This is a genomic window from Saccharopolyspora griseoalba (genome assembly GCF_042665275.1).
In the GTDB taxonomy this organism is placed as follows: domain Bacteria; phylum Actinomycetota; class Actinomycetes; order Mycobacteriales; family Pseudonocardiaceae; genus Saccharopolyspora; species Saccharopolyspora griseoalba.
This window is the reverse complement of sequence record NZ_JBHTCJ010000013.1, coordinates 82545-97001: the sequence shown is the minus strand read 5'-3', so window position 1 is coordinate 97001 and position 14457 is coordinate 82545. Positions and strand designations below refer to the sequence as shown.

At 71.6% G+C, this 14457-nt stretch carries 14 protein-coding genes; 11 read left to right on the top strand and 3 right to left on the bottom strand.

The window, feature by feature from the left end:
- Positions 1–59: 59 nt before the first annotated feature.
- Complete coding sequence (locus ACFQRI_RS22060; RefSeq protein ID WP_380671643.1) at positions 60–1370, top strand: NYN domain-containing protein; 1311 nt, start codon at positions 60–62, stop codon at positions 1368–1370.
- A 374-nt stretch (positions 1371–1744) separates the two neighbouring features.
- Positions 1745–2788 (top strand): C40 family peptidase, encoded by a 1044-nt coding sequence (locus ACFQRI_RS22055; RefSeq protein WP_380671642.1) that lies wholly within the window; start codon positions 1745–1747, stop codon positions 2786–2788.
- Positions 2789–2906: 118 nt separating this feature from the next.
- Here ACFQRI_RS22055 and ACFQRI_RS22050 read toward each other — a convergent pair whose 3' ends face one another.
- On the bottom strand, positions 2907–4715 hold the full coding sequence (locus ACFQRI_RS22050) for an AMP-dependent synthetase/ligase (RefSeq protein WP_380671641.1): 1809 nt from the start codon (positions 4713–4715) through the stop codon (positions 2907–2909).
- Between the two features lie 259 nt (positions 4716–4974).
- Here ACFQRI_RS22050 and ACFQRI_RS22045 point away from each other — a divergent pair, with 259 nt between their 5' ends.
- The 5 genes from ACFQRI_RS22045 to ACFQRI_RS22025 all read left to right on the top strand — a co-directional run bounded on the left by ACFQRI_RS22045 (position 4975) and on the right by ACFQRI_RS22025 (position 8808).
- Entirely contained in the window at positions 4975–5763 is a 789-nt protein-coding gene (locus tag ACFQRI_RS22045; protein ID WP_380671640.1) for a metallophosphoesterase family protein, read from the top strand.
- A 78-nt stretch (positions 5764–5841) separates the two neighbouring features.
- On the top strand, positions 5842–6285 hold the full coding sequence (locus ACFQRI_RS22040; protein ID WP_380671639.1) for an SRPBCC family protein: 444 nt from the start codon (positions 5842–5844) through the stop codon (positions 6283–6285).
- A 7-nt stretch (positions 6286–6292) separates the two neighbouring features.
- Positions 6293–7510 carry an ArsA family ATPase gene (locus ACFQRI_RS22035; RefSeq protein WP_380671638.1) on the top strand — a complete coding sequence of 406 codons (1218 nt, stop codon included), beginning with the start codon at positions 6293–6295 and terminating at the stop codon, positions 7508–7510.
- 15 nt (positions 7511–7525) lie between these two features.
- Positions 7526–7882, top strand: coding sequence for a hypothetical protein (locus ACFQRI_RS22030; protein WP_380671637.1), 357 nt, complete (start codon positions 7526–7528; stop codon positions 7880–7882).
- Positions 7876–8808 (top strand): ROK family protein, encoded by a 933-nt coding sequence (locus ACFQRI_RS22025; RefSeq protein WP_380671636.1) that lies wholly within the window; start codon positions 7876–7878, stop codon positions 8806–8808. Before ACFQRI_RS22030 ends, ACFQRI_RS22025 begins: the two co-directional genes overlap by 7 nt.
- Before the next feature lie 74 nt (positions 8809–8882).
- Here the strand turns inward: ACFQRI_RS22025 and ACFQRI_RS22020 are convergent, their stop codons facing one another.
- Positions 8883–9380, bottom strand: coding sequence for a DUF308 domain-containing protein (locus tag ACFQRI_RS22020; RefSeq protein ID WP_380671635.1), 498 nt, complete (start codon positions 9378–9380; stop codon positions 8883–8885).
- On the bottom strand, positions 9377–10144 hold the full coding sequence (locus ACFQRI_RS22015) for an alpha/beta hydrolase (protein ID WP_380671634.1): 768 nt from the start codon (positions 10142–10144) through the stop codon (positions 9377–9379). The genes ACFQRI_RS22020 and ACFQRI_RS22015 overlap by 4 nt, the downstream gene beginning before the upstream one ends.
- Before the next feature lie 212 nt (positions 10145–10356).
- Between ACFQRI_RS22015 and ACFQRI_RS22010 the strand changes: the two genes are divergently transcribed.
- From ACFQRI_RS22010 to ACFQRI_RS21995, 4 genes are all read left to right on the top strand, one after another.
- Positions 10357–11103 carry a lysophospholipid acyltransferase family protein gene (locus tag ACFQRI_RS22010; RefSeq protein ID WP_380671633.1) on the top strand — a complete coding sequence of 249 codons (747 nt, stop codon included), beginning with the start codon at positions 10357–10359 and terminating at the stop codon, positions 11101–11103.
- A 52-nt stretch (positions 11104–11155) separates the two neighbouring features.
- Positions 11156–11656 (top strand): polyadenylate-specific 3'-exoribonuclease AS, encoded by a 501-nt coding sequence (locus tag ACFQRI_RS22005; RefSeq protein ID WP_380671632.1) that lies wholly within the window; start codon positions 11156–11158, stop codon positions 11654–11656.
- A gap of 147 nt (positions 11657–11803) precedes the next feature.
- Positions 11804–12829, top strand: a complete 1026-nt coding sequence (locus ACFQRI_RS22000) for a 6-phosphofructokinase (RefSeq protein WP_380671631.1) — start codon at positions 11804–11806, stop codon at positions 12827–12829.
- 172 nt (positions 12830–13001) lie between these two features.
- Positions 13002–14453 carry an MFS transporter gene (locus tag ACFQRI_RS21995; RefSeq protein ID WP_380671630.1) on the top strand — a complete coding sequence of 484 codons (1452 nt, stop codon included), beginning with the start codon at positions 13002–13004 and terminating at the stop codon, positions 14451–14453.
- Positions 14454–14457 lie beyond the last annotated feature (4 nt).

Below are 14457 nucleotides of genomic sequence, written 5' to 3'. Positions count from 1 at the left end.
CTGTGGGGGTGGCGCCTTCGACGACGGGACCGGGCGGTCCCGACCGGGACGAGTCCGCTGTGGATGATCCGCAGCCGGACGACGCACCCGCGCCCGTCGATTTCGACGCGCTGCCCGCCCCGCTGCGCGCTCGGCTGGCGGAGCTGGCCGCCGATGCGCTGGGGGACATGCGCTCCCGCGATGTTCCGGCGGTGCTGCGTCCGGTGGTGCGGTTCGCCCCGGCCAAGCGCGCCAAGCTCGGCCAGGGTCCGCTGCTGAACGCGCTGCGGGACTCCCCGGTCTTCCGCGCCGCGGTGCTGGACTGGTGCCGCACGAACCGCGCTGCGGCGCTGTCCCTCGAGGACGGGGACCCGGTGGTCGTCGGCGCGGCGGCGGTGCTGCTGGGATCGCCGGTGGCGGGCCACTACGTCGAGCTCGTCGGCTTCCGCGCCGAGCAGAGCAAGCTCCGCGCGGAGCGGGATTCCGCGCTGGCCAAGGTCGATCGGCTCACCGCGGAGCTGGAGCGGGCGCGCTCGGAGCTGGCCGAGGCGCGCGAGCTGGCCGCTCGGGCGGAGAGCAACGAGGAGGCCGACCGGCTGCGCAAGCGGCTCCGCGAGCAGGGGATGCGGTTGCGCGAGGCCAAGGACGCCGCCGAGGAGGCGCGCCGGGAGCTGGAGCAGGCCGAGTCGGCGCGGGAGGCCGCGGTCGCCGAGGTGGCCGCCGAGCGCGACCGGGAGCGCGACCGCGCGCGCCGGGAGCACGAGCGGGCCGAGCGATCGATCGCCGACGCCCAGGTGGCCAGGGAGAGCGCCAGGGAGGCCCGGCAGGGCGACGAGGTGCGGCTGGCCCTGCTGCTGGAAACCCTGGAGGGCGCGGTCGGTGGTCTGCGCCGCGAGCTGGGCGCTTCGGGTTCCGGCCCGCGCCCGGCCGACGTGGTCCAGCGGGTTCGCGAGCAGGCGGGCACCGCCGGCGAGCTGGCCGATGCGCCGGCGCTGGACCGGTTGTTGACGCTGCCCGCGGTGCACCTGATCGTCGACGGCTACAACGTCACCAAGACCGGCTATCCGGAACTGCCGCTGGCCGATCAGCGCGACCGGCTGGCGCACCAGCTGGCCGCGCTGTCGGCGCGCACCGGTGCGGAGGTCACGGTGGTCTTCGACGGCGCCGACGTGCTGGCGGTTCCCACCGCCGGACCGCGCGGGGTGCGGGTGCTGTTCAGCGAGGCCGGGGTGCAGGCCGACGACGTGATCCGCGACCTGGTGGCGGCCGAGCCGAAGGGGCGGCAGCTGGTCGTGGCCACTTCGGACCGCGCGGTGGTCACCTCGGTGCAGCGCCGCGGCGCGTACGCGGTGCCTTCGGCGGTTCTGGTGGAGCGGTTGCACCGGGTCTAGCCGTTCGGCGCGGGAATCGGACCGCCCGGCGATTTCGGGCATGTGGTGGATCTCATAGCAGATCACACGCAGTGCCTGAATGGGGGATATCGATCTTCACGAAACCAGGTGAGAGCAACCCAAGATTCGTAACTGTGAGCGCATGACTATCCTCCGTTAGGGGAATCCCGCACGGCTGTTGCGAAAACATGCCCCACTTCTAGACGGGCGGACTCACCTTTCGTAACCTAGCCGAGTCCTCGTGGCGATCAGTCGCTCAGAACGGGCGACCCACGGGGCGCCGCTGCACCGGTTTTGTCGGGGAACCGTGCCCCGGACGGATGCTGATCCGCCGAGGCGAAGCGGTTCGAGAAACTGAAGGAGCTGTGCGCGACGTGGCGTCGCACGGAATCAAGCGCTCACTGCGAGGTGCACTGGCCGCGACCGCGGTAGCCGCCGTCGTCGGCGTGGCAGCCGGTCCCGCATCCGCCGACCCGGCACTGCCCGACACCGCATCGGACGCTGCCAAGCAGGTCCGCGAGCTGCAGCACAAGGCCGAGCAGCTCACCGAGGAGAAGAAGAAGGCCGAGGACGACCACGACGCCAAGGAAGAGGAGCTCAGGCGGGCCGAGGCCCAGGCGGGGCAGGCCGAGCAGGTCGCGAACCAGGCCCGGGCCACCGAGGAGCAGTTCCGCGGCCAGGTCGACCGGCTCACCCACGCCAGCTACCAGGGCGCGCGGCTGAACAAGCTCTCCGCGCTGCTGGTCAGCGATTCGCCGTCGGAGTTCCTCGACCGCGCGTCCGCCTTGGACGAACTGGCCAAGGACAACAACAAGGCGATCCAGGCGCTCGCCGCCGCGACCCACCAGGCCGAGGCCGCCGAGAAGACCGCCAAGGAAGCGCGGGACCGCGCGGCCAAGGCCGAGGCCGACGCCGCTCGCATCGAGAAGGACCTCGAGGCGAAGACGGACGCGATGGAAGAGCAGATCGAGAAGGTCGAGGAGCGCTACAACGAGCTCTCCAGCGAGGAGCAGGACTCCCTGCTCTCCGACGGCTCCACCGACCACGGTCTGCTCGCGGGTTCGGGTGCCGCCGTCGAGGCGGTCAACGCGGCGCTGAGCAAGCAGGGCTCGCCCTACGTCTGGGGTGCCAAGGGGCCCAGCAGCTTCGACTGCTCCGGCCTGACCCAGTGGGCCTACGAGCAGGCGGGCGTGTCGATCGGCGGTTCCACCAAGACCCAGGTGCAGGACGGCAAGTCCGTCTCGGCCAGCAACCTCAAGCCGGGCGACCTGATCTTCTACTACAGCCCGGTCAGCCACGTCTCGATGTACATCGGCAACGGCAAGGCCGTGCACGCCCCGACTTCGGGCGACGTGGTCAAGGTCGACGAGTACAACGACATCGGCGAAGTCACCTCGATCCGCCGCGTGGCGGGCTGACACCTCCGCCGAGAGACCGGGGGCGGGCGCCGAGCGCCCGCCCCCGAGTTCTCGCCCCACCAACGAGAAGTCCCCCGGGTGCTCGAAGCGCCCGGGGGACTTCTCGTTCACGAAGGCATCAGGAGTAGATCGCCTCGATGTCGGCCGCGTGGTTCTCGGCGACCTTGTTGCGCTTGAGCTTCATGCTCGGGGTCAGCTCGCCGGTGGCCTCGGTGAAGTCCTCCGGCAGGATGCGGAACTGCTTGATGGCCTCGGCCTTGGAGACGTTCTTGTTCGCCTCCTCGACCGCCTGCTGCACCTCGGCGCGCAGGTCCGGGTCCTCGATCAGCTCGGACATCGGCGTGTCGGCCGGGCGGTCGTGGTTGGCCAGCCAGGAGGGCACGAACTCCGGGTCCAGGGTGATCAGCACGCCGATGAACGGCTTCTGGTCGCCCACGACCATGCACTGGCTGATCAGCGGGTGCGAGCGCAGCGAGTCCTCGAGGACGGCGGGGGCGACGTTCTTGCCGCCCGCGGTCACGATGATCTCCTTCTTGCGCCCGGTGATGCGCAGGTAGCCCTCGTCGTCCAGCGAGCCCAGGTCGCCGGTGTGGAACCAGCCGTCCTCCAAGGACTCCTTGGTGGCGGTCTCGTTGTTCCAGTACTCCTTGAACACCACGTCGCCCTTGATCAGCACCTCGCCGTCCTCGGCGATGCGGATCGTGGTGCCGGCCAGCGGGCGGCCGACCGTGCCGACCTTGAAGCCGTCCTGCACGTTGACCGCCGCGGCCGCGGTGGTCTCGGTGAGGCCGTAGCCCTCCAGCACCGGTACGCCGACGCCGCGGAAGAAGTGCGCCAGCCGCTCGCCCAGCGGCGCGCCGCCGGAGACCGCGGCGATGCAGCGACCGCCCAGGGCGCCGCGCAGCTTGCCGTAGACCAGCTTGTCGAAGGCGAAGTGCTTGGCCCTCAGCGCCAGGCCGGGGCCGCCGGTGTCCTGCGCCTTGCTGTAGGCCACCGCGGTCTCCTCCGCGGCGTCGAAGATCTTCCCCTTGCCCTCGCCGTGGGCCTTCTGCTTGGCGGTGTTGTAGACCTTCTCGAACACGCGGGGCACGGCCAGCACGAAGGTGGGTCGGAACTCGCCGAGGTCGTTGACCAGGTCCTTGATGTCCGGGGTGTGGCCGAGGGTGACCCGGCCGTAGACGCACATCACGGTGATCGCGCGGGCCAGCACGTGGGCCAGCGGCAGGAACATCAGCAGCGAGTTGCCCGGGTCGGTGAGCTGCGGGAACGCGTTGATGTCCGCGCGCACCTCGGCGAGCACGTTGCGGTGCGTGAGCACGCAGCCCTTCGGGCGGCCGGTGGTGCCGGAGGTGTAGATCAGCGTCGCCGGGTCCTCGGCCCGGACCGCCCTGCGGCGCTCGTGCACCTGCTCGTCGGAGATCTGCGCGCCCAGCGCGGTCAGCTCGTCGACGGCTCCGGCGGCGCCGCCACCGGTCGGGCCGTCGATCTGCCAGACGTGGCCGATCTCGGAGAGCCGGTCGATGACCTCGTCGATCTCGGCGCGGTGCGCGTCGGACTCGACGATGACGGCCTTCGCGCCGGCGTCGGTGAGGATCCACTCGGCCTGGTCGGACGAGGAGGTCTCGTAGATCGGCACGGTCACGCAACCGACGGACCAGATCGCGAAGTCGAGCAGGGTCCACTCGTAGCGGGTGCGGGACATCAGGCCTACCCGCTCGCCGGGCTGGAGGCCGGCGGCGACCAGGCCCTTGGCCACGGCCAGCACCTGCGCGGCGAAGTCGGCCGCGGTCACGTCGACCCAGGTGCCGTCCACCCGCCGGCGGAAGCTCACCGTGCTCCCGAAGCGCTCCGCGTTGGCCCACACCATGTCGGTGAGGTTCTCGTCCTCAGCCACTTTGGTCGTGGCGGGTGCGCTGAACTCTCGCACGTCGAAACCTCCGGAAAACACGCAGTCAGTGGGGCACAACCTAACGCCGATTGTTACTCGGCGGTAGTCCCCGTTCTCTCAGCCCACAGCAGCGGATACAGCCTAGCCCCAGCCGGTTCGAAAAGATCGGCGGCCGGGTTGGTCGGGCCGCCTTCCCGACCGTTGCAGTCACCGCGCATCGCACAACCGCGGCTGCGATTGACCACCCGATGCAGCTAAGTTCGACGCACGGGAGCGTCCATCGAGGGGAGTTGTTCATTTGCGCGTCCACGTCGTGTCCGACGTCCACGGGAACGTCGAGGCGCTCAAGCGCGCCGGGGACGGCGCCGACGCGCTGGTCGTGCTCGGCGATCTGATCGACTTCGTGGACTACCACGACCACGGCAACGGCATCCTCGGCCGCATCTTCGGGGCGGAGAAGGTCGCCCGGTTCGCCGAGCTGCGGCGCAGCAAGCGCGGGCCGGAGTTCGGTCACTACGTGCGTTCGCTGTGGGACAGCTTGACCGATCCCGCGAGGACGATCGACGACGCGGTCCGCGAGCAGTACGCGGAGCTCTTCGGCGCGATGACCGCGCCCACCTACGCCACCCCGGGCAACGTCGACGCCCCGCACCTGTGGCCGGAGTTCGCCGGAGAGGGCATCCACGTCCTCGACGGCGAGGCGACCGAGATCGGCGGGCTGCGGTTCGGCTTCGTCGGCGGCGTCCGGCTGCCCGAGGGAGCGGTGCTGCGCAGGCACTCGGCGTGGGTCCCGCACCTGCTGGAGGCGCCCGACTACGACCGCCTGGTCGAGGGGCTGCCGGAGGTCGACGTGCTGTGCAGCCACCAGCCGCCCGCGGTGCCCGAGCTGACCTACGACGTCGTCGCCCGCCGCCCGGAAGCCGGAGCGCCGTCCCTGCTGGAGCGCATCCGCGCTGATCAGCCCCGGTGGTCGTTGTTCGGGCACGTGCACCAGCCGCTGGCCCCGAGGGTGCGCATCGGCCGCACCGAATGCGTCAACGCGGGTCACTTCCAGCGCACCGGGAAGCCCTACGTGCTTCGCTGGTGAGGCGATGTCGCACGATCGCCGCGGGAACCTTCCTCCTGGTTGACGCCGGGGGAGTGGCCAACCGGTAACCTGCGGCGCATGGTCGATCAGTCCACCCAGTCCATCGAGATCGAGGCCCCCGCTGCTCGGATCATGGCGGTCGTCGCGGATTTCCCGGCCTATCCGCAGTGGGCGGAAGCGGTCAAGGAGACCGAGGTGCTCTCCACCGACTCCGGCGGCAACGCCGAGAAGGTCCGCTTCGTGCTGGACGCAGGCGTGGTCAAGGACACCTACACCAACGTCTACAGCTGGGCCGAGGACGGCCTGTCGGTCAGCTGGGAGCTGACCGAGGGACAGGTGCAGAAGGCGCAGCGCGGCAGCTACCGCCTCGAACCGCTCGGCGAGAACCGGACCCGCGTCACCTACAGCCTCGCGGTCGACCTGGCGATCCCGATGATCGGCATGTTCCGCCGCAAGGCCGAAAAAATGATCATGGATACCGCGCTCAAGGAACTCAAGCGCCGCGTGGAAAAGGCCGAGTAGAAACCCGTTGCGAATTCTGCTGTTCACCGGAAAGGGCGGGGTCGGCAAGACGACCCTCGCCGCGGCGACCGCCGCCCGCGTCGCCGGGCAGGGCGGCAAGGTGCTGGCGGTCTCCACCGACCCGGCGCACTCGCTGGCCGACGCGCTCGGCGAGGAGCTCGGCCCGCGGCCGCGCGAGGTGCGGTTGGCCGAGACCGGCACCGCGCTGCACGCCGCCGAGGTGCACACCCGCGAGCTGCTCGACGGGAGCTGGAGCGAACTGCGCGAGCACTTGCGCACGCTGCTGCACGGCGCCGGGGTCGACGAGGTGACCAGCGAGGAGCTCACCGTGCTGCCCGGCGTGGAGGACCTGCTCGCGCTCGCCGAGGTGCACCGGCTGGCCGGCAGCGGCCTGTGGGACACCGTGATCGTCGACTGCGGCCCGACCGCTGAGACGCTGCGGCTGCTGGCCCTGCCCGAATCCCTGTCGGGCTACCTGGAACGGCTCTTCCCGGCCCACCGCCGCGCGGTGCGCGGGCTGCTGGCCGGGGTGGCCGGCAGCGACCGGCTGGAGCGCTGGGACGCCGTGGCCGACGGCCTGGGCAGGCTCGCCGAGCGGCTGAGCGCGCTCCGCGAGATGCTCGCCGCGGAGGGCACCAGCGTCCGGCTGGTGCTCACCCCGGAGTCGGTGGTGGCCGCCGAGACCCGCCGCACGCTCACCGCGCTGGCGCTGCAGCAGATCCGGGTGGACGGGCTGATCGCCAACCGGATGGTCCCGGACCCGGGAGCGGGCCGAGGGGCCGCGGCGACCTGGATGCGGACCCGCCGCCGCGAGCAGGAGGTGGTCCTCGACTCGCTGCGCGCGGCCACCGACGTCCCGCTGCGCCGCGTGCCGCACCGGGCCGCCGAACCGGTGGGCACGACCGCGCTGCTGGAGCTCGGCGCCGAGCTCTACGGCGAGGACGACCCGCTGGCGGGCACCGCCGCGGCACCCGCGATGCGGGTCGGCGGGGGAGGGCGCTCGTTGGACTCGGAGTACACCCTGGAGGTGTCGTTGCCGCTGCACCCGGCCGCCGAGATCGCCCTCGCCCGGATCGGCGAGGAGCTGGCGATCACCGTGGACGGGCGCAGGCGGTTGGTGACGCTCCCGGCCGTGCTGCAGCGGTGCGTGGTGACGTCGGCGGTGGCCGGGGACGACGGGCTGACGGTGCGGTTCCGGCCCGACCCCGAGCTGTGGATGCGGTGAACCGGGGTGGACGAGATGCGCGATGAGCACCGGCACGAGCAGCTGGTGGAGGAGCTCCGGCTGCTGCTGGAGGCCGCGGTGGGCCGGGCCGAGCAGTACCTCGGCGGGTGCGCGGAGGCCGAGGACGGGCGGGCGTGCTGCCGGTGCCCGTTCTGCGCCGCGATGGCGCTGCTGCGCGGACAGCGCACCGACGTCACCGAGCAGCTGCTGGGCGTGGTGCGGTCGTTGCGGCAGGCGCTGGCCGAGCACCAGGGCGGCGGAGCACCCTCCGCCGAGGAGGAGGACGACGTTCCGGAAGCGCCGAAGGTGCAGCACATCCAGGTGCAGCGGGTCGACGGTCCGGTGCTGACCGAGCAGGACGCGCCTTGCTGACGGTGGGAGTCGACGTCGGCGGCACCGGTGTGCGCGCCGCGGTGGTCGACGAGCACGGCCAGATCCTGCAGACCCACCGGGTCCGCACCCCCGGTACCGGTGAGGAGCTCAACGCCGCGATCGCCGAGACGGTCCGGGTGCTCTCCGACCGCTACCCGGTCACCGGGGTCGGCCTGGCCGTGGCCGGGTTCGTCAGCGAGGACCTGCGGGTGGTGCGCTTCGCCCCGCACCTGGCCTGGCGGCACGTCGCGGTCGCCGACGAGCTCGCGGCGCGGCTCGGACTCCCTGTGGTGCTGGAGCACGACGCCAACGCCGCGGCGGTCGCCGAGCAGCGCTTCGGCACCGCGGTGGGCGCGCGGGTGGCCGTCCTGATCGCCATCGGCACCGGCATCGGCGGTGCGCTGGTCATCGGCGGGGAGGTCTACCGCGGCGCGTTCGGCGTGGCCCCCGAGCTTGGGCACCTGCGGCTGGTTCCGCACGGGCGGCGCTGCCCGTGCGGCAAGAGCGGCTGCTGGGAGCGCTACTGCAGCGGCACCGCGCTGGCCGCCACCGCGGTGCAGCTGCGCGGCGAGGAGCCGAGCTCGCTGCCGGCCGAGCCGACCGGGCTCGACGTGGCCCGCGCCGCCGAGGCCGGCGATCGGGTCGCGCTGCGCGCGATGGACGAGCTCGCGCACTGGCTCGGCGAGGGGCTGGCGCTGGTCGCCGACGTCTACGACCCGGAGGTCGTGGTGATCTCCGGCGGCGTCTCCGACTCGGCGCACCTGTTCCTGGACAAGGCCCGCGAGCACTACGCCGCCGCGGTCACCGGCACCGGGCACCGGCCGCTGGCGCAGGTGCGGGTCGCCCACCACGGTGATCCCGCGGCGATGATCGGGGCCGCCGCCATAGCGCGCGAGCACGTGCTGAACGGCCCGAAGGTGCTCTGAGCGCGAGCGAGTGCCTCTCTTCATCAGAAGTCCCCCACGAGCTCGGCTCGTGGGGGACTTCTGATGAAGAGAGGCTAGACCTGGGCGCCGTCGTCGTCGGGATCGGTGGGGTCGGTCGGCGGGGCGCGGCGCAGCCGGAACAGCAACCACCCGATCCCGGCGCTGATCAGCACCAGCCCCAGCGGCAGCTGCGCGGTGGTCGGAAGGCCCGCCAACCCGGGGATCAGCAGCACGACCAGCCCCAGCACGACGACCCCGATGCCGGCCAGCGCCCCCGGCTTCGGGATCGGCAGCGGCGGCGGTTCCGGCGGGACGAAGTGCTCCTCGTCCTCCTCGCCGGGAGTCCAGTCGCGCGGCCCCGTTCCGGTTTCGGCGGCTGGTTCGGCGGCGGGCTCGGGCTTGGCCTCGGCCTTGGGCGGCTCGGGCTCGGCGGTCTCGTCCTCGGCGGTCCCGGACTTCGCCTCCGCCGACCAGCGCGCGAAGGTCTCGTCGCGCTCCAGATCTGCGACGATCTCGGCGAAGGCGGCGTCGATGTCCTCGGGCCCGTCGGAGGAGTCGCGGCGCGCGCTCATACTGCTTCCTCGACCCGTTCGCGGTGGATCCGCTGGATGAACTCCACGCTGCTGCTGAACACCCGCGGAGCGTCGTGGTCCAGGGTGGCCACGTGGTAGCTGTCGGACAGCACGATCTCGCGGACGTCCTCGCTGCTGACCCCGCGCAGCACCGCGGCGGCGCTGGCGGATTCGACGACCCGGTCGACCGCGGAGCGCATCAGCAGCACCGGCTGCTCGATCGCGTCCAGCTCGCCGCGGACCAGCGCCCACAGCCGCTGCAGGCTCGCCATCGCCCGCAGCGGCAAGCGGTCGTAGGCGAGCTCGCTGGCTCCGGGCTTGGCGATGTCGCCGGCGATGGCGGCGATCGAGGGCACGAACCTGCTCAGCACCGGGAGCAGCTTCGCGAAGCGGCGCAGGGTCAGCACCGAGGGGTTGACCACCACGATCCCGGCGATGTCGGGATGTCGTTGGGCCAGCCGCAGGGTGAGCGTGCCGCCCATCGACAGGCCGCACACGAAGACCGCGCGGCACCGCTCGCGCAGCGCCTCGTAGTTGCGGTCGGCCTCGGCGTACCAGTCCTGCCAGGTGGTGCGGTTGAGGTCCTGCCAGCGCGTGCCGTGCCCGGGCAGCAGCGGGAGCCGCACCGAGAAGCCCGCCGCGGCCAGGTGCTCGGCCCACGGTCGCATGCTCTGCGGTGTGCTGGTCAGGCCGTGGCACAGCAGCACGCCGATGTCTTCCGAGCCTTCGTGGACGAACGGTTCGGCACCGGAGAGCACGGACACCCAGCCTCCCAACGATTCGCATCCCGGGTTCCAATGCTCATGTTCGCACGCCAAGCCGACGATTGGGACGGGCTCGCCGGTCCCGGTTGCCCGGATTCGGGGAGCCTCCGCGGGTCGCGCCTGATCGGCTAGGTCACGGGCGCATTGTGCGGAAACCGGGCGCTCCGTAGGCTGAACAGGAACGTTTCGCGGATGAGGAGGCGGCGAGCGCCGTGATGTACTGGGTGATGAAGCACCTCTTGCTCGGTCCACTCATGAAGCTGTTCTGCCGTCCCCGAGTCGAGGGCGTCGAGCACGTGCCCGCCGAGGGCAGCGCGATCCTGGTCAGCAATCACCTGGCCGTGGCCGACTCGTTCTTCATGCCGCTGATGATGCCGCGGCGGGTCACCTTCCTGGCCAAGCGCGAGTACTTCACCGGGGCCGGGTTGAAGGGCAAGTTCAAGAAGGCCTTCTTCTCCGGCGTCGGCCAGGTCCCGATCGACCGCTCCAGCGGTGCGGCCGCGCAGGCGGCGCTGGACACCGGCGTGCGGCTGCTGTCCGAGGGCAAGCTGCTCGGCGTCTACCCGGAGGGCACGCGCTCCCCGGACGGCAGGCTCTACAAGGGCAAGACCGGGGTGGCGCGGATGGCCCTGGAGTCCGGTGCCCCGGTCATCCCGATCGCGATGGTCGGCACCGACAAGGTCAACCCGCTGGGCTCCAAGATGTGGTACCCGCACAAGGTGATCGTCAGGGTCGGCGAGCCGCTGGACTTCTCCCGCTACGAGGGCATGGCCGGTGACCGCTTCGTCGAGCGCTCGATCACCGACGAGATCATGTACGCGCTGATGGAGCTCTCCGGCCAGCGCTACGTCGACGTCTACGCCGCGAAGGTCAAGGACGACCTGGCCGCCCAGGGCAAGCAGGTCGCGGGCTGGGAGTCCGCCGGGGCCGACCGGATGCCCGAGTCCAAGGCGGGCTGAACCGGCGCACCCGGCGCCCACCGGCTGAAACGCCGCCGCTTAGGGTGGCCGGGTGCGGTATTTCTACGACTGCGAGTTCATCGAGGACGGGCACACCATCGATCTGGTGTCGATCGGGGTGGTCGACGAGTCCGGCCGCGAGTTCTACGCGGTGTCGACGGAGTTCGACGCGAACCGGGCGGGTTCCTGGGTTCGCCAGCACGTCCTGCCGCAGTTGCCGCCGCCCGCCGAGCGGACCTGGAAGTCCCGCTCGGAGATCCGCGACGACCTCTACGACTTCCTGACCTCGCGCACCGGGGACGTCGAGCTGTGGGCCTGGTACGCCGCCTACGACCACGTGGCGCTGGCTCAGCTGTGGGGGCCGATGCCCACGCTGCCCAGGCGGATCCCGAAGTTCACCCGCGACCTGCGCCAGCGCTGGGAGGACGTGGGCAAGCCCAAGCTGCCCGCGGCCCCGGACAACGCGCACGACGCGCTGGCCGACGCCAAGCACAACCTCGAGCGCTGGAAGGTCATCGAGGACGTGCGCCGCAAGCGCGGCTTCGCGCAGTAACCCCGGTCGCGGTCTCCGTCCGGGTCGAGAACCGGGCGTGCCCGGCCGGATGCTTGCTGCACCGATACAGCCCGTGCCAGGCTGTTCTCCCGGGGGGAGACGTGGATCACTTCTGGGCTGAGGAGGGCGGCAAGGATGCCGGCTGGAATGCGTGTCGGAGTGCTCACCGGTGGCGGGGACTGCCCCGGCCTGAACGCGGTGCTCCGCGCGGTGACGCGTAAGGGGATCTCGGTCTACCAGCACGAGGTCCTCGGGTTCCGCAGCGGGTGGCAGGGCCCGATCGAGGGGCTGACCAAGCCGCTGGGCCTCGACAAGGTCGAGGAGATCCTCAACCGCGGCGGCACGATCCTGGGGTCGTCGCGCACCAACCCCTTCAAGGTGGACAACGGCGTCGAGCGGCTCAAGGCCACCCTCGAGCAGGAGGGCGTGGACGCGCTGGTGGCCATCGGCGGCGAGGACACGCTGGGCGTGGCCGAGCAGCTGGTGCACGAGGGCGTGCCCGTGGTCGGCGTGCCCAAGACGATCGACAACGACCTGGGCGCCACCGACTACACCTTCGGCTTCGACACCGCGGTGCACATCGCCACCGAGGCCATCGACCGGCTGCGCACCACCGCCGAATCGCACCACCGCGCGCTAGTCGTGGAGGTCATGGGCCGGCACGCGGGCTGGATCGCGCTGCACTCCGGCCTGGCCGGCGGCGCCAACGTGATCCTGGTTCCCGAGCAGGAGTTCGACGTGGACAAGGTCACCGACTGGGTGCGGCAGCGCTTCGAGGCGCAGTACGCGCCGATCATCGTGGTGGCCGAGGGCGCCGTGCCGCAGGGCGGCAAGGAGATGCTGGTGACCGGCGAGAAGGACGCCTTCGGCCACGTCCGGCTCGGCGGCGTGGGCACCTGGCTGGCCGACGAGATCGCCGGTCGCACGGGCAAGGAGTCCCGGGCGGTGGTGCTCGGCCACGTGCAGCGCGGCGGCACGCCGACGGCCTACGACCGGGTGCTGGCCACCCGCTTCGGGCTGCACGCCATCGACGCGGTGACCGAGGGCGACTTCGGCAAGATGGTCGCGCTGCGCGGCACCGACGTCGTGCGCGTGCCGCTCTCCGAGGCCACCGCCGAGCTCAAGACGGTGCCCCTGGAGCGCTACCAGGAGGCCGAGGTCCTCTTCGGCTGAGGCGCGCTCCGCGCACGAGGGGTCCGGCAGCGCGCGGCGTCGCCGGGCCCCTCGTTTCGACCCCGCGGCGTCTCACCATCCGGACGCCCCGTCCCACTCCCGCTAGGCTCTTGCTTCGCGACGCGAACGGTCCACTGAGGCCGGAAAGCCCGATCTACGCGAAGGAGCCCGCGTGTCAACGCAATCCGCCGCCGAGCCGGTGGTCATCCGCTCGGCGCAGGACGTCGGCGACCTGGTCAACTCGGGGGCGGCGCGGGGCAGCCACGCGAAGTTGATCGTGCTGCTGGCGCTGGGCGGGATCTTCCTGGACGCCTACGACCTGACCTCGCTGGCCTACGGCATCACCGACATCAAGCAGCAGTTCGAGCTCACCTCGGTGGGCGCGGGCGCGGTGACCGCCTCGATCAGCGTGGGCGCCATCCTCGGCGCCTGGTTCGGCGGCGTGCTCGTCGACCGCCTCGGCCGCTACCGGGTCTTCATGGCCGACATGCTGTTCTTCGTGGTCTCGGCGCTGGGCTGCGCGCTGGCGCCGAACGCCGAGGTGCTGATCCTGTTCCGGTTCCTGATGGGCATCGGCGTGGGCATGGACATCCCGGTCGCGATGGCCTTCCTCGCCGAGTTCTCCCGGCTTCGCGGCAAGGGCAGCAAGGGCTCGCGCACCGCGTCCTGGTCGACGGCCTGGTACGTGGCGACCAGCGGCTGCTACGTGGTGATCATGGCGCTGTACTTCCTGCTGCCGGAGGCCCAGCACGGCCTGCTGTGGCGGTTCACCGTCGGCTTCGGCGCCGTGCCCGCCCTGGTGATCCTGCTGGTGCGCAACAAGTACATGAACGAGTCGCCGTCCTGGGCGGCCAACCAGGGCGACCTCCACCGCGCTGCGGAGATCCTGACCCGCTCCTACGGGGTGCGCGCGGTGGTCGCCGAGGACGCCGAGGCGGTCCGGCCGGAGCGGGATCGGCCCGGGCTGGCCGAGTTCGCGCGGCTGTTCCGGTCCCGCTACCGCGCCCGCACCTTCCAGGCGCTGACCATCGGGCTGGCGCAGACCTTCGGCTACAACGCCGTCGCCTACGGCCTGCCGGTGATCATCGCCAGCATCCTGGCGCAGGGCGACCTCAACACGATCAGCGCTTCGCTGGTGCTCAACCTGGTCTTCGCGGTCACCGGTGGCCTGCTGGGGATGCGGCTGGCCAACGCCGTCGGCGCGTGGAAGCTGACCTTCGGCGGTTTCGCGGTGCAGCTGGCCGCGCTGGTGGTGCTGGCGCTGGTCGGGCGCCCGGAGGGCACGGCCTACGTGCTGTTCGCGATCTTCGCCCTCGGCGCGTTCATGTTCGCCCAGGCCGCGGGCCCCGGCGCGCACTTCATGAGCTTCGCGTCGCTGAGCTACCCGACGACGATGCGCGGCACCGGGCTGGGCTTCAACCAGGGGACGCTGCGCGTGGGTTCGACCCTGGCGCTGTTCTTCTTCCCGGTGCTCAGCTCCGCGCTCGCCTCGGGGGTGTTCTGGGTGATCGCGGTGGCGCCCCTGATGGGCCTGGTCGCCCTGCTGGCCAAGCGCTGGGAACCGGTGGGCCACGACGCGGACGCGCTGGAGGCCGAGTGGCAGCAGGCGAAGGCGGCGGTCTGAACCG

Coding starts and splice junctions, on each gene's coding strand:
- ACFQRI_RS22040 (WP_380671639.1), top strand. CDS start 5,842: ATGGTCGATCAGTCCACCCAGTCCATCGAGATCGAGGCCCCCGCTGCT.
- ACFQRI_RS22030 (WP_380671637.1), top strand. CDS start 7,526: ATGCGCGATGAGCACCGGCACGAGCAGCTGGTGGAGGAGCTCCGGCTG.
- ACFQRI_RS22020 (WP_380671635.1), bottom strand. CDS start 9,380: ATGAGCGCGCGCCGCGACTCCTCCGACGGGCCCGAGGACATCGACGCC.
- ACFQRI_RS22000 (WP_380671631.1), top strand. CDS start 11,804: ATGCGTGTCGGAGTGCTCACCGGTGGCGGGGACTGCCCCGGCCTGAAC.